General features: G+C 43.3%; 13 protein-coding genes. 1 reads left to right on the top strand and 12 read right to left on the bottom strand.

Annotated features, from left to right (window positions below; all coding sequences use genetic code 11):
• Nucleotides 1–18 precede the first annotated feature (18 nt).
• From cydS to H7J92_RS12880, 3 genes are read right to left on the bottom strand one after another with little or no spacing between them, the layout of a single operon-like run.
• Nucleotides 19–153: a cytochrome bd oxidase small subunit CydS family protein gene (cydS, locus tag H7J92_RS17865; RefSeq protein ID WP_009498611.1), complete on the bottom strand. Its 135-nt coding sequence runs from the start codon at nt 151–153 to the stop codon at nt 19–21.
• A gap of 12 nt (nt 154–165) precedes the next feature.
• Nucleotides 166–1,191, bottom strand: a complete 1,026-nt coding sequence (locus tag H7J92_RS12885; protein ID WP_009498612.1) for a cytochrome d ubiquinol oxidase subunit II — start codon at nt 1,189–1,191, stop codon at nt 166–168.
• Nucleotides 1,188–2,525 carry a cytochrome ubiquinol oxidase subunit I gene (locus H7J92_RS12880; RefSeq protein WP_246602924.1) on the bottom strand — a complete coding sequence of 446 codons (1,338 nt, stop codon included), beginning with the start codon at nt 2,523–2,525 and terminating at the stop codon, nt 1,188–1,190. Before H7J92_RS12880 ends, H7J92_RS12885 begins: the two co-directional genes overlap by 4 nt.
• Nucleotides 2,526–2,832: 307 nt before the next feature.
• Between H7J92_RS12880 and H7J92_RS12875 the strand changes: the two genes are divergently transcribed.
• Nucleotides 2,833–3,264, top strand: a complete 432-nt coding sequence (locus H7J92_RS12875) for an NUDIX hydrolase (RefSeq protein ID WP_009498614.1) — start codon at nt 2,833–2,835, stop codon at nt 3,262–3,264.
• A 111-nt stretch (nt 3,265–3,375) separates the two neighbouring features.
• Here the strand turns inward: H7J92_RS12875 and H7J92_RS12870 are convergent, their stop codons facing one another.
• The 9 genes from H7J92_RS12870 to pcrB all read right to left on the bottom strand — a co-directional run bounded on the left by H7J92_RS12870 (nt 3,376) and on the right by pcrB (nt 14,545).
• A complete protein-coding gene (locus H7J92_RS12870; protein ID WP_221837310.1) occupies nt 3,376–4,299 on the bottom strand; it encodes a diacylglycerol kinase in 924 nt (307 codons plus the stop codon).
• An 84-nt stretch (nt 4,300–4,383) separates the two neighbouring features.
• Nucleotides 4,384–4,953 carry a thioredoxin family protein gene (locus H7J92_RS12865; RefSeq protein WP_221837308.1) on the bottom strand — a complete coding sequence of 190 codons (570 nt, stop codon included), beginning with the start codon at nt 4,951–4,953 and terminating at the stop codon, nt 4,384–4,386.
• A 107-nt stretch (nt 4,954–5,060) separates the two neighbouring features.
• Entirely contained in the window at nt 5,061–6,491 is a 1,431-nt protein-coding gene (gene gatB, locus H7J92_RS12860) for an Asp-tRNA(Asn)/Glu-tRNA(Gln) amidotransferase subunit GatB (protein WP_221837307.1), read from the bottom strand.
• A gap of 2 nt (nt 6,492–6,493) precedes the next feature.
• Nucleotides 6,494–7,957, bottom strand: a complete 1,464-nt coding sequence (gene gatA, locus H7J92_RS12855) for an Asp-tRNA(Asn)/Glu-tRNA(Gln) amidotransferase subunit GatA (protein WP_078818472.1) — start codon at nt 7,955–7,957, stop codon at nt 6,494–6,496.
• A gap of 57 nt (nt 7,958–8,014) precedes the next feature.
• Nucleotides 8,015–8,302 (bottom strand): Asp-tRNA(Asn)/Glu-tRNA(Gln) amidotransferase subunit GatC, encoded by a 288-nt coding sequence (gatC, locus tag H7J92_RS12850; RefSeq protein ID WP_221837306.1) that lies wholly within the window; start codon nt 8,300–8,302, stop codon nt 8,015–8,017.
• A gap of 89 nt (nt 8,303–8,391) precedes the next feature.
• Complete coding sequence (locus H7J92_RS12845; RefSeq protein WP_009498620.1) at nt 8,392–9,525, bottom strand: CamS family sex pheromone protein; 1,134 nt, start codon at nt 9,523–9,525, stop codon at nt 8,392–8,394.
• Entirely contained in the window at nt 9,509–11,536 is a 2,028-nt protein-coding gene (gene ligA / locus H7J92_RS12840; RefSeq protein WP_246602923.1) for an NAD-dependent DNA ligase LigA, read from the bottom strand. Before ligA ends, H7J92_RS12845 begins: the two co-directional genes overlap by 17 nt.
• A gap of 28 nt (nt 11,537–11,564) precedes the next feature.
• Nucleotides 11,565–13,802 carry a DNA helicase PcrA gene (gene pcrA, locus H7J92_RS12835; RefSeq protein WP_009498622.1) on the bottom strand — a complete coding sequence of 746 codons (2,238 nt, stop codon included), beginning with the start codon at nt 13,800–13,802 and terminating at the stop codon, nt 11,565–11,567.
• 44 nt (nt 13,803–13,846) lie between these two features.
• Nucleotides 13,847–14,545, bottom strand: coding sequence for a heptaprenylglyceryl phosphate synthase (pcrB, locus tag H7J92_RS12830; RefSeq protein ID WP_078818475.1), 699 nt, complete (start codon nt 14,543–14,545; stop codon nt 13,847–13,849).
• Between the last annotated feature and the right edge of the window lie 76 nt (nt 14,546–14,621).

Here is a 14,621-nt window from a genome sequence, read left to right as displayed (position 1 = left end):
TGAAAAAACAGACGAAAATCACACGTCTGTTTTTTCACTTTCTTTATATTCACTTCTCGTTACAGCATCATCTTTCAAGACGACAAAGAACGAGAGTACAATGCCTGCTATGACGACTAGAAATGGAGCGTAGAATATCAAAAACTCATTCATTCGAATGCCTCCTTACGCATGATGATCTTCCTTGCCTTTAACATAATCTTTATTGAATAAGAACATCCGCAACAGCAAGTAGAGTGATGGGATGAGCAGCAACAGGCCAAATACGAAAGCAATGATTAATGCAATCGCCATTGCATGATTCGTAAAACTATCGTAAATGGTCAAATAGGGGTAAAGCAAATATGGATAATGGGACGCCCCGTATCCGAAGAAGGCGAATACGAACTGACCTGCAAGCATTCCGAATGCCGCTCCATATTGACGACGTTTCCAAATAAGGAATACTGTACCGAGAAACAGCAAGAACGACAGCAGGAACATCGGCCAGAAGCGCTGGATATTTTCGTAATGAAGCGGATTGTGTTTCCGCAGTTCGAAAATGATGCCTCCTGCCGTGATGATCGTCGGCAACGCCCAAATGAGCGCATACTTCCTTAATAAATCCGTCGCCTCCCGGTCACCTGCTTTATTGGCATACCACGTCAAGAATGCCGCCGAAATATATAGGGTAGCTGCAATACTCAAGACGACGATCGACCAAGTAAGCGGACTGGTGAACAACTTCCAGTAATCAAGCACCGGCTGTCCGTCTACTAATTCAACAAATCCACCCTCGGAAATGGTCAGTACGATGGATAACGATGCAGGCAACAATAGACCCGCTGCACCGTAGGCAAAGGAGTATCCCTTATGACCACGGGCACCGTAAGTTTCAAAAGCATAATATGAACCCCGTATTGCCAGCAGGATAATCCCGAAACTCACCGGAACGAGCAAGGTCGTTCCATAATAGAATGCAGTTTTCGGGAAGAAACCGATGATTCCAACGAAGAAGAACACGAGAAATACATTGGTGACTTCCCATACAGGTGACAGATAGCGTTGGATGACATTCGTCAAAATCCGTTGCTTACCAGTTAATACACTATAGGCATTGAAAAATCCTGCTCCAAAGTCGATCGCACCGATCATGATATAACCGAATAAGAACACCCACAATACTGTGATTCCAAGAATCTCGATATTCATTGAATATCACCGCCCTTCACTTGCTGCCGGTCAGCGATTTCCTGTTCTACAGGGTTCCGGATGAACATGCGGCGGAGCACGACAACGCTGCCGATGCCAAGTACTAAGTAAAGAAGTGCGAAGAGTACTAACATCGTAGGTACTTGCCCACTGCTTGTGGCACCTTCAGATGTGCGCATGATATTGCGCAAAATCCATGGCTGACGTCCAACTTCAGCTAACCACCATCCTGCTTCGAGTGAAATGAAAACCAGTGGACCACTTATGACAATAAGCCATCTGAATAACCGCGACTCAACAAATGACCATTTTCTCCACATACCGATCCAGAAAATAGCGGATAATGCGAGCAGCGTCATGCCAATCGTCACCATAATATCGAATAGATAATGGATGTAAAGCGGCGGTGTGTCTTCTTCAGGGAATTGATCCAACCCAATGACTTCAGCTGTCGGAGAGCCGTGTGCCAAGATTGACAAGGCGTATGGGATTTTAATGGCATATTTGACTTCACCATCGTCCAGCACACCATACAGCATCAATGGCGCATTTTCTTCTGTTTCAAAATGCCATTCTGCAGCCGCCAACTTTTCCGGCTGATATTCTGCTAAATACTTTCCTGACAAGTCGCCGACAAGTGCTGCACTTACACTGAATATGAAACCAACTTTCAACGTCAGATACAATGCTTTCTTGTGATAAATATGGTTCGACCCACGTAACAGACGAAATGCAGCGATCGCAGCCAATAAAAAAGCAGAAGTCATATAAGCCGTTCCAACTACGTGTGCCACTTTCGTCGGCATCGCCGGGTTAAACATTGCTACAAGTGGATTCACATTAATGAGCTCATTATTTACCAAGTTAAAACCTTGCGGCGCATTCATGAACGCATTCACTATTGTAATGAATACAGCCGAGAATGATGCCCCAAGTGCAACTGGAATGAGCAACAGGAAATGCTTCTTCTGATTTTCGAATCGATCCCATGTGTATAAATAAATACCGAGAAAAATTGCTTCAAAAAAGAAAGCGAATGTCTCCATGAATAATGGCAATGCAATAACATTCCCTGCAAGCTCCATAAAATTCGGCCATAGAAGCGACAGCTGTAAACCGATTGCCGTCCCCGTTACGACACCAACAGCTACAGTAATGACAAAGCCGCGAGCCCAACGTCTTGCAAGTAAAATATAATGTTCATCGTTTTTCTTAATACCAACCCATTGAGCCAACATGATCATGAGCGGCACCCCAACGCCAATCGTTGCATAGATAATATGGAATGAAAGCGTTAGTTCCGTTAACACCCTTGAATAAAAAACCGAATCCAAAAAACTCACCTCCAGAATTTACGAAAATAACCTTCCAATAATTGATATCAGCATAATACCGGCTACGCCAAATGCTAACCACATTAGCCGTCTTTCCTGTTTTTTATACATGAATTATCACTTCCTCGCACAGTCCTTCTATAGTCTTTCCCGCAAAGCCACTCTTCTTAACCTATTTGTTGAAATTTAGACGAAATTTTTCTCCTACAGTTCACGAAGTTGTTGTATACTGATTGATTAATACATTTTACTTGTCAATAGTTAAAATTTACAGTATAATGGATTAACTATAGAGAGGTGAAATATATTGAAAAAAGTCAAGAGAAAAGTATTAGCTTATATTACAAAAGGGGAAGGAAGACACCGGAAACTGCTAGTATATGAGCAGAAGGATCAGCCGGAGGCAGGTCTGCAAGTTCCAGGTGGCACGATTGAACGGAACGAACTTTTATTGGATGCATTATATCGAGAAATTGAAGAAGAATCCGGTATCCTTCGAGATGAACTTGTATTGGAAGGGAAAGTGAAAGCTTCGAAATTTTTCCCCGAAGACAAAAACGTCATTTATCAACGTACTATTTTCCATTTTTCTTATTTAGGAGAAGACAAAAACGAATGGGAATATCGTGTTGAAGGTGAAGGTAAAGACGCAGGTCTATTATTCAGCTATCGTTGGTTGCCATTGAATGCGGTTCCAAAACTAGCTGCTAAACAAGGAGAAGCAATTGAATACATCTGATATTGACCTGATACTTTGCTTAGTGCATAGTTCACGACAACTTAATCTTATGCAATAAAAGACTATTCCATCCGAACTTACGTCGATAATTGGAATAGTCTTTTGCTTTTTTTATTCGATTTCTTGTACTTTATCTTGTGGACGCAATCTCTGCAGCGGTACAAACATCTCGATGTGACGGTATAAGTTCTCAAAGGTAGCCGGTAACACTCCACCATACTCTCCATCCAAATTCAAAAGCACTTCATTTTTCGAAGTAACGACAACTTTCTTTGCTTTCGCTTGGATCACGAGTGGGTCATCCAAATGTTCTCCTCTGGAAGCAAGCGTCACCACTCGAATAAATTCCGCTATGTTACATTTTTTCAAAATGAGCAATGTAAAATATCCATCATTTATGCTAGAATCAGGAGCCAACTTTTCAAATCCGCCAACAGAATTTGTTAACCCGATCAAAAACATCATAGCTTCATCATCAAATACTTGCCCATCATACTCTATCCGCAAATGACTCGAGTGAATGGACGGCAACATTTCGATTCCTTTTAAATAATAGGCGAGTTGCCCTAGCACTGTCTTCAGTCGACTCGGCACTTCATAGGTCAGTTCCGTCATACGACCCCCGCCGGCAATATTAATAAAATAACGGTCATTCATAAGTCCAACATCCACTGGAGTCGTATCCCCATCACAGATAATATCGACAGCTTGATCAATATCTCTCGGAATACGTAAAGCCCTAGCAAAGTCATTGGTCGTTCCCATTGGGATCAATCCAATTTGCGGACGTTTTTCAAAATGTCCTACTCCCTCTACCACTTCGTTGAGCGTGCCATCACCACCTGCCGCAATCACGATATCAAAGCCTCTACGGACTGCTTCTTTCGCCGCTTCCGTCGCATCGCCTTCACAAGTCGTTGCATGGGCGGAAGTTTCATAACCGGCTTTCTCCAGTTTTTCGAGGACTTCTGCCAAATGCTTACGGAAGGCTTCTCTTCCTGCAGTCGGATTATAAATGATACGTGCACGTTTCATACACTTTCCCCTCGATCCTTTCATGTCTGAAAATACAGATAAAATTCAGACCTTTACCATCATCGTATGAATTGATATTTCTACTTAATTCGTTTGTTGTAAAACAGGCAACCATGTAGAGCGGATATCATCATAGACCGCTAGCCAGTTTGTCGGCTTCGCTGTATATTCTGACATCAACTGCGAATAAAACGCCTTTTGCTTCTCTTCAAAGTCAGCTGCATCTTTGTTCGGCAATTGAGCACGGCCCTTCATCACATACTCTTGAAGTATCGGTGCTCGCGGCCCCCACTTGGACAATACTTCACCGTCTGAATCCAATAATAAATACACTGGGATTGAACGTCCACCATTCGTCAAATAACGGTCAATCAAATCTAAATTTTCATCCCGCAGTACAGCACGGACATCAAGCATAGCAGCTTCTGCAACCCTTCGTAAAATTGGATTATTCAGCATGGCGTCGCCGCACCAATCTTCAGTGATGACTAAAATATGGGGTTGTTTTTCTTTCAGTATTTCAATAAATTCATCATCCTGTGGCACTTCATACTCATTATAGATCAAAAAACTATTGTCTTTATGTGTTTCCATTTGCTCCATGTACTCTTGAAGTGATACGGCTTCTTCAAAATATTGCTGTTCTGTTTTCATGACAATCCCCTCCTGTTTGATGCATATCATTAAGTCAAAAAACGCCCAGGTCGGACTCTCTTTGTCTCTCCTGGAACGTTTTCGATTCACTTGATCAGCTTACTGTATTATCGTTTTTTTATTTCTTCCATCAATAGCTTATTAACAAGCGGTGGGTTCGCTTGTCCTTTTGTCGCTTTCATCACTTGACCGACTAAGAAACCAACTGCGCGATCTTTACCGTTTTTGAAGTCTTCGATGGATTGCTCATTCGCATCTAGGATTTCCGTGATGATCGTACGCAATGTACCTTCATCGGAAATTTGGACAAGTCCTTTTTCCTTCACGATATCTGCAGGGTTTCCGCCTTTTTTCGCAAGATCAGTAAATACTTTCTTAGCGATCTTAGATGAAATCGTTCCGTCCGTAATCAACTTCACAAGTTGCGCTAAATTTTCAGGCGTCAACGGTGTGTCATGCAATTCTTTTGATTCTGCATTCAAATAAGCAGAAACATCGCCCATCAACCAGTTGGATGCTAATTTCGGATCAGCTCCAGCTTTCACAGTTGCATCAAAGAAATCGGACATTTCCTTCGTCAATGTCAAAACATGTGCGTCGTATTCTGGAAGATCCAATTCTGAAACATAGCGTGCTTTACGGGCATCCGGCAATTCAGGGATTTCCGCACGTACACGATCCATCCACTCTTGTTCGATATGCACTTCAGGCAAGTCCGGATCATTGATGAAACGATAATCGTTGGCACTGCCTTTAATCCGCATAAGAACAGTTTCGCCTGTCGCTTCATCGTAGCGGCGTGTTTCTTGCTGAATCGTACCGCCAGATAGCAATACTTTTTCTTGACGCGCAACTTCATTTGCAATACCGCGACGGATAAAGTTGAAGGAATTCAAGTTCTTCAATTCCGTTTTCGTGCCGAATTCTTCTTGGCCAAATGGACGCAATGAAATATTCGCATCACAACGAAGCGAGCCTTCCTCCATACGTACGTCAGATACTCCCGTATATTGGATGATGGCTTTTAGTTTCTCTAAGAATGCATAAGCTTCTTCTGGAGAACGAACATCCGCCTCTGTTACGATTTCAATTAATGGTGTGCCTTGACGGTTTAAATCGACCAATGAATAGCCGTTTTCCGTGTGAGTCAATTTCCCGGCATCTTCCTCTAAATGCACACGTTCAACACGGATTTTCTTCTTCTTGCCTTCTACTTCGATCTCAATCCAGCCGTTTGACCCTACAGGACGCTTATCCTGAGAAATTTGATAGGCTTTTGGATTATCCGGATAGAAGTAATGCTTGCGGTCAAAGTTCATAATTGGCGCGATGTCACAGTTCAGTGCCATAGACGCTTTCATACCGAATTCAACTGCTTTTTTATTCAATGTAGGCAGGACACCAGGATACGCGATGTCTGTCACATGGATATTTTTATTCGGCTCCGCTCCAAAATGAGCAGGTGCAGGAGACATAATTTTCGTATCTGTTTTTAATTCTACGTGAATCTCAAGTCCGACAATTGTTTCGAAGTTCATGATTAGTTCCCCTCCCGAATCGCTGGAGTGCGCTTGTGGAAATCTGTTGCTTGCTCATAAGCATGTCCTACATTATAAAGAGTTTCCTCATCAAAGTGCTTGCCCATGATCTGCAATCCGACCGGCAGTTCATTTACGAAACCACATGGTACGGAAAGTGCTGGACGTCCTGTCAAGTTGGCAGGAACCGCTAATACATCATTTGCATAATGTACCAGCTGATCGCCTCCTGTTTCGCCAAGTTTGAAGGCAGTCGTTGCAGCAGTTGGCCCGATGACTACATCGTAGTTTTCAAATACCTTATCGAAATCCTGTGCGATCAATGTGCGGATTCTTTGTGCGCGTACATATAAATCTTCATGGTGGTCAGCACTCATCGCGTATGTACCAAACAATATACGCTTTTTCACTTCATCACCAAAACCTTCTTGGCGCGTGCGGAAGTACGCTTGCTCCAAGTTTTCTGCGTTCTCAGTGTGATAGCCATAACGCAAACCGTCAAAGCGGGAGAGGTTGGATTGTGCCTCAGATGAAGAAATCACATAATACGTAGTTGGTGCGTACTGGACATGCGGTAATTCCACTTCTTCGCAAACTGCCCCTAATGATTCCAATACTTTTAACGCTTCTTTGACAGTAGCTGCGACTTCAGCATCCACACCTTCACCTAAATAAGCAGATGGAACCGCCACTTTCAGTCCTTTTATATCTCCTGTCAAAGCGGCTTTATAATCAGGTACTTGCTTTGCAGAAGAAGAACTGTCATTGTCATCTTCTCCAGCGATTACGCCCAGCAACAACGCATTGTCTTCAACCGTACGTGAGAACGTACCGACTGAATCAAGTGAAGAACCGAAAGCTGTCAAACCAAAACGGGAAATTCGACCGTATGTCGGCTTCATTCCAACTACTCCACAAAAAGCGGCCGGCTGGCGCACTGAACCACCTGTATCCGAACCTAGTGAAAGTGGTACTTCTCCTGCCGCAACTGCCGCTGCTGAACCGCCTGAAGAGCCGCCTGGTACATAGTCCGTATTCCAAGGGTTCAAGGTGTTACCAAAGAAAGAAGTTTCTGTTGTAGAGCCCATTGCAAACTCGTCCATGTTCAACTTCCCTACATTGATAGCTCCAGCAGCTTCTAATTTATCCATTACTGTTGCATTATACACCGGCACAAAATCTTCCAGCATTTTACTTGCGCACGTTGTCGTCATATCTTTTGTAACAATATTATCTTTAATACCGACCGGAACACCAAAAAGCGGGCCGCGTGCATCAGCAGGCGCCTGATCAAGTTGTTCCGCACGTGCTGTTGCTTCTTCTTTCGCTACATGAATGAATGCGTGGATCTGCTCTTCTGTCTTTTCGATCGTTTTTAATGTTTCATTCGTTAGTTCTGTAACCGTGACTTCACCTTTTTGTAAAAGCGCTTGAAGTTCTGCGGCTGTTTTACTTGTTAACGTCATCACTTTTCCTCCTACTATCATTGTGCCATGAATGTTCTTGTATACAGCAAATCCGTTTTATAGGATATCTGGTACTTTAATCAGACCATCTTCCTGGTCTTCTGCACTTGCAAGCATCTTTTCACGGTCCAAGATATCTTTTGGCTGATCTTCACGCAATATGTTGATCATAGGAACTGGGTGCGTCATTGGCTCGACACCTGTCACATCTACTTCTTTTAAGTTGCTGACACTCTCAATCAAATCTGCAATTTGCGCAGAGAAATTCCCTTTGTCTTCTTCGGATAGACCAATACGGACAAAATCCGCAAAATATTTGACGTCATCTTTCGAAAATGTTGTCATACATCGTTCCTCCTCATTCTGCAATCGTACAATTTATCATACCATCTAATTAGATAGTTGAAAAGTTCGTGATGCCAAGAACTGTCATGTTAATAACCGTAGACGTGCACCAATGGTTCGTTGTTATTCCCTTCTGTGACAATCAATACTTCCGGTCCGTTGACAGAGGTGACACTCACTTCGAGCGGGACATCTTTAAAATGCGTTTTCACTAGGGACGTTAGGTACTGAGAAAAGCCAATCAGCTCACTCTTGCCAAAAAACTGAATGGGAATTTCTATATGCAGCGATTTCAGCTTCTGATCTTTGTAAAACGCTGTACCGACGACATTTACAAAACTTTCAAAGTAATCATCGATATCCTGCTTGAAATTCTTGAACGTTGTATTCAAATCTCGATAGTTTCCTGTTGACGATGAAGCCGGGAGCAAGACATACGTTTCATCGACTTCTTTCCAACCAGTGAATTCACTTTTCCCCTTTGGAGCGAATGCAGTAGCAAAGTAGGTGCCCGGTACAATATCATTTCGACTCTTCTGTTTAAAGAGACCGACCGCAATCGGAATATCTGCCAGTTCCGGTTTATCACGTAGCCTCTTCAAAATAATATCGGCCATCTGCTTTCCTTTTTCCTCTATCGTCTTGTCATCAATTGAACGTTCATTTCCTTCTCTTGGATAATAAAGCGAATTCATCGCAAGACCGATCGACACGCCTGCCAGTTTCACTTTTTTATCATCCGTCATTTCCAAATAGTTTTGCTCTACTATATGTGCCAAGTAGATCGGTGCTTTTTCCGCTATCTGTTCTGGCGTCATATCATCTTTGATTGCAGGATTAAGTCCTGCTTCATAATTTGATTTTCGTGATAGCCACTCTTTCGCGGTATCCCGGTCAATATATTGGCCTTCTTGGAAGTAATAATTTTTCGGATCAAAATACTGCGTTGAAAGACGCAGCAGACCTTCTTCTGTTTCCTGCATATCGTATTTGGTGTTCAAGTTACTGACAACCAATCCTCTGCTCGCACTCTTCTTGAATGGCACAGGTGTCCGATAATATTCGTCTTTAATTTGCTCGTCGGGGATGAGGACCATTTCCTGATCGCTTTCCTCCGTCTCCTGAACTGCTTTTTCCTGGTCGCCACCAGGAGTCGGCAAGCATCCTGTCAGTAACAAGGCTGACAAAACACTGGGAGCGAGCCATTTAGTTGTTCTTTTCATTCTTATCCACTCCAAGGGCGTCAAGCATGGCTTGCTCGTCCCAAATTTCGATCTCTAGTTCCTTTGCTTTGGTTAATTTGGAGCCGGCATCTTCACCTGCGATGACCAGATCCGTTTTTTTGCTGACACTCCCGCTAACAGTTCCGCCGAGCGCTTCAATCTGCTCCTTCGCTTCACCGCGTGTTAATCCTGTCAATTTCCCGGTCAGTACAACTGTTTTCCCTGCAAATGGTCCAGTTGTCGGTAATTCTTCACGTGTGACACCTTTGTAAACGGTATTGACTCCGTATGCTCGCAGTTTGTTCATCACTTCTTGTACTTCATCCGTACTAAAATAAGTGACCACGGCATCCGCTACAATATCACCGATCTCAAAGATGTTCGTCAATTGTTCTGCCGTCGCCTTTTCAAGAGCATCAAGTGTGCGGTATTCTTCCGCCAGGATTCTTGCAACTTTTTCACCGACATGACGAATTCCAAGACCAAACAAAAGTTTTTCCAATGAATTTGCCTTAGATTGTTCGATTGCGTTTGAGATATTTGTTGCAGACTTATCACCAATTCGTTCAAGAGTACATAGTGATTCCTTCGTTAACGTATAAAGATCTGAGACATCTTGTACCAGGTTGGCCGCATATAATTGCTCAACAAGCTTTTCACCGACTCCTTCGATATTCATCGCTTTTCTTGAAACGAAATGAATGAGAGCTTCTTTCATTTGAGCAGGACATTTCGGATTCATGCAACGCAGTGCTACTTCGCCTTCGATCCGCACCAATTCTGAACTGCAGATCGGGCAATTGGATGGCATATGAAAAGGCTCTTCTTCACCTGTCCGCTGGTCTTTGATTGCCAAGACGATTTCAGGGATGATATCGCCTGCTTTACGCAGAACGACCTGATCACCAATTCGGATATCTTTTTCGCGAATCAAATCTTCATTATGCAAGGAAGCACGTCCGACAGTCGTTCCTGCTACACGTACTGGTTCTAAAATTGCAGTCGGGGTAACAACCCCTGTACGGCCGACGCTAAGTTCGATATCAATCAGTTTCGTCCGCACTTCTTCTGCCGGAAATTTATAGGCAATCGCCCAGCGCGGGCTTTTCGCCGTATAGCCAAGCTGTTCTTGCGCTTCAAAGTTATCCACTTTTATGACAATCCCGTCAATTTCATAATCGAGCGCTTGACGATGCTCTGTCCAGTATGCCACGTAATCCAAGACTTCGTTGATTGTCGCACAGCGTTTACGTTCTTCATTCGTCGTCAAGCCGAGCTGATCCAACTTATCAAGAGCGTCTGAGTGGCTGTCCAAATTATATGCTTCAGCATCTCCACCTACTGCATAAATGAATGTGGCCAAATTTCGACTGGCTGCTATTTTGGGATCCAGTTGACGCAATGAGCCCGCTGCCGCATTTCGCGGATTGGCGAATGGCACTTCCCCCGCTTCGTCACGATCTTCATTAAGCTTGGCAAAAGAGCGTTTGGGCATATAGGCTTCACCGCGCACTTCAATCGTCAGCGGTTGCTGCAATTGAAGAGGTACGGAGCGAATCGTTCTTAAATTTGCTGTGATGTCCTCACCTACTGCCCCATCTCCTCGAGTGGAGCCTTGCACAAGTCGGCCGTTTTCATATTGCAACGAAACTGCAAGACCATCGATTTTCAATTCACAAACATACACTACACTGCCAGCAGCTTCCTGCACACGTCTGTCAAAATCCCGCAAGTCTGCCTCATTAAATGCATTCGCTAAACTGAGCATCGGATACCGATGAACGACTTTGCTAAATACTTCGAGCGGTGTTCCGCCCACTCGTTGTGTAGGGGAGTCCGGATAAATTAAATCCGGATGCTCTTCTTCTATAGCGAGCAATTCCTGCATTTTTGCATCGTATTCTGAATCAGGAACGATTGGTGCATCCAAATCGTAATAAGCATGCCCATATTCATGCAAGATCTTATTCAGTTCCGCCACTCGTCTTTCTAGTTCTAACACATCATCCATCGGTTCTCTACACTCCTCATGGAACGGTTTATTCTTTTTCAATTGGTGCAAATTTCGCTAGCAGGCGCTTAATACCGACGGGATTCGGAAAGGCGATGTCGAGTTCCAGGTCATCTGCCGCTCCTTTGACACTGACGACTGTGCCGGTTCCCCATTTTTTATGTGTTGCTTTATCGCCGGGCTTCCACTGCAGCTTTTCCCCGCCGCTTTCATTATAAACAGGACGTTTCACTGCTGGTTTCGTTACTCTCGGTTTAGCAGGTGCCCTATCAAACGGTACACTCATGCCGTTGCCGTCCGCCAACATTTCTGTCAGTTCTTCTGAAATCTCATTCAGGAAACGTGAAGGTGAGTTGAAGTTAGAACGACCAAACAACATACGATAACCTGCACAAGTGAGGTAAAGCCGCTGTTCTGCACGGGTAATTGCCACATATGCCAGTCTGCGTTCTTCTTCCATTTCTTCAGAATCCGCAAGTGCACGAATATGAGGAAAGATGTTCTCTTCCATACCGATGACGAATACGACTGGAAATTCCAGACCTTTTGCTGCATGCATCGTCATTAGGACGATTTTTTCGGTGGAAGAGTTCTCTTCTTTATCTAACGTGTCAATATCTGCTACCAATGCGAGATCGGTAAGGAATGCAATCAGTGAACGTTCGCTTTCCTCTTCCTCTGCGCGCTTTTCAAATGCCTCCGTAACAGATAAAAATTCTTCAATATTTTCTAGACGGCTTTCCGCTTCAATGGACTTTTCCTTTTCCAACATGCTGCGGTAACCAGACTTTTCAATAACTTCCTTCACTAGTTCCGTAACGGATAGGTATTCTTGCATTTGACTGAAACCATCGATCAACTCGCGAAACTTAACGGCTTCATTTGCTGCTCTTGCAGGCAAGCCCATAAAATCGACTTCCTGCAACGAGTCGAAAATCGATCGATCATTTTCCATAGCAAATACAGCCATCCGCTCGAATGAAGTAGCACCAATGCTTCGTTTCGGTTCATTAATAACTCGCGCAAATGCGAGATCGTCGTCATTGTTTGCGATGAGACGAAGGTATGCAAGCAGGTCCTTAATCTCTTTTCGATCATAGAACTTTGTGCCGCCGACAATCGTATAATCGAGATTGGACTTCAATAAATATTCCTCAATTAGACGGGACTGTGCATTCGTACGGTATAAAATCGCAAACTGATCCAATGTTAATCCTTTTTGTTCTTTCAGCTCTATAATTTGCTGGACAACAAACTGTGATTCGTCTTTTTCATCTCGCGCTTTGTAGATGGAAATTAATTCACCCTCAGGATTGTCCGTTCTCAGTTTTTTATCATAGCGGCTTTTATTATTGTTAATCACTTCATTCGCGGCTTGTAAAATCCGCTTCGTAGAACGATAATTTTGTTCCAATAAAATTACTTTTGCTTCTTTATAATCTTTCTCAAATGATAGGATATTGCCAATATCGGCACCCCTCCATCTGTAGATCGATTGGTCAGAGTCGCCCACTACACACACATTACGGAATTTCGACGCCAGCATCTGAACTAAACGGTATTGTGAAAAGTTGGTGTCTTGATATTCGTCCACGTGAATATACTGGAACTTATTTTGATAATACTCCAATACATCCGGCACACGTTCAAACAACACAATCGTCATCATAATCAAGTCGTCAAAATCCATTGATTGGTTTTGACGCAGTTTTTTCGTATATCGTTCATAAATATCCGCGACAGTTCGCTCATATGGATTTTGCGGATTACAGTTCTTGCGAAATTCATCTGAATTGATGCATTCATTTTTTGCATTACTGATTGTTCCGAGCATCGCACGGGGATCATATTGCTTCGGATCAAGATTTAATTCTTTCAATACTCTCTTAATCGCTGACAATTGATCAGCACTATCTAAAATCGTAAAATTCTTGGATAGTCCAATGCGATCTACATTCCTGCGGAGTATCCGAACGCACATGGAGTGAAATGTAGAAACCCACATTCGCTCGCCAGATCCTGCGCCGAGCAATCCGTCAATCCTTTCACGCATCTCGCGTGCCGCTTTATTCGTGAATGTAATAGCTAAAATATTGGAAGGGTACACTTGCTTTTCCACAACCAAGTATGCAATTCGATGAGTCAGCACACGTGTCTTTCCAGAACCTGCGCCTGCCATGATTAACAACGGACCTTCTGTTGTTTTCACTGCACGCGCTTGCTCTGGATTCATGCCTTTTAGTAAGCTTTCTGATAGTTCTTTCATGTAAGTACCGCCTTCTTGGAACATTTGTTCTTATTATACTTTAATTAAACCGATAAAGGAACAGATTTCACAGCATTTACAGTAGCAAGTGCACTTTTCAAATCATCATATAAGACATTTCCTACAACTACTGTATCTGCAATTGCTGCCATTTCTTTCGCCTGCTCTTTCGTCCGGATTCCACCGCCGTAAAATAAACGTGTGTTTTCCAACAACTCTTTGGCTGCTCTCACAATTTTCGGATCGCCGTACTGTCCACTGTATTCCAAATAAAATATCGGTAAAGAAAATAAATGCTCTGCCATGCGTGCATAGGCTTGTACATCATCTTCATCCGGCACTTCCTTCACACCTGTCAGTTGAGCTGCTTTACAATCGGGGTTTAGGATACAGTAGCCTTCTGTAATAATTTCATCAAAATTCATCATATGGCCGTACTCGCGAAGCGCTTCATGATGAAGACCGTTCAGCCATTTTGCGTCAGATGTATTTAAAACGGTCGGAATAAAATAGTAATCAAATCCTGGTGTTACGGATTCTACTGTGGAGACTTCCAATGCGAGGGGGACTGAGAAACGACGGAAACGCGCAAGTAAATCGAGAACATTTTCTAATGTGACTCCGTCAGAACCTCCGATTATAACCCCATCTGTTCCGGATTCAGCAATTGCTTCAAGCTGTTCATCCGTTAATTCTTTAGCTGGGTCCACTTTAAAGGCATGCCGCCATGTATTGTAGTCCATGTTTTTGTCCACCTTCTTTTTCGTAATTTTCATGTGTACTGAAAGCAGTTTACTTTATAAGCATTTTAAAAAACCG

Origin of the sequence: Sporosarcina aquimarina (assembly GCF_019748715.1) — a bacterium.
Classification (GTDB): Bacteria; Bacillota; Bacilli; order Bacillales_A; family Planococcaceae; genus Sporosarcina; species Sporosarcina newyorkensis.
This window is presented reverse-complemented; position numbering and strand designations above follow the sequence as displayed.

Coding starts and splice junctions, on each gene's coding strand:
- H7J92_RS12845 (WP_009498620.1), bottom strand. CDS start 9,525: ATGAAAAGAACAACTAAATGGCTCGCTCCCAGTGTTTTGTCAGCCTTG.
- H7J92_RS12870 (WP_221837310.1), bottom strand. CDS start 4,299: ATGAAACGTGCACGTATCATTTATAATCCGACTGCAGGAAGAGAAGCC.
- H7J92_RS12885 (WP_009498612.1), bottom strand. CDS start 1,191: ATGAATATCGAGATTCTTGGAATCACAGTATTGTGGGTGTTCTTATTC.
- pcrB (WP_078818475.1), bottom strand. CDS start 14,545: ATGGACTACAATACATGGCGGCATGCCTTTAAAGTGGACCCAGCTAAA.
- pcrA (WP_009498622.1), bottom strand. CDS start 13,802: ATGAAAGAACTATCAGAAAGCTTACTAAAAGGCATGAATCCAGAGCAA.
- cydS (WP_009498611.1), bottom strand. CDS start 153: ATGAATGAGTTTTTGATATTCTACGCTCCATTTCTAGTCGTCATAGCA.
- gatA (WP_078818472.1), bottom strand. CDS start 7,957: ATGACGTTAACAAGTAAAACAGCCGCAGAACTTCAAGCGCTTTTACAA.
- gatC (WP_221837306.1), bottom strand. CDS start 8,302: ATGACAACATTTTCGAAAGATGACGTCAAATATTTTGCGGATTTTGTC.
- ligA (WP_246602923.1), bottom strand. CDS start 11,536: ATGGATGATGTGTTAGAACTAGAAAGACGAGTGGCGGAACTGAATAAG.
- gatB (WP_221837307.1), bottom strand. CDS start 6,491: ATGAACTTCGAAACAATTGTCGGACTTGAGATTCACGTAGAATTAAAA.
- H7J92_RS12865 (WP_221837308.1), bottom strand. CDS start 4,953: ATGAAAACAGAACAGCAATATTTTGAAGAAGCCGTATCACTTCAAGAG.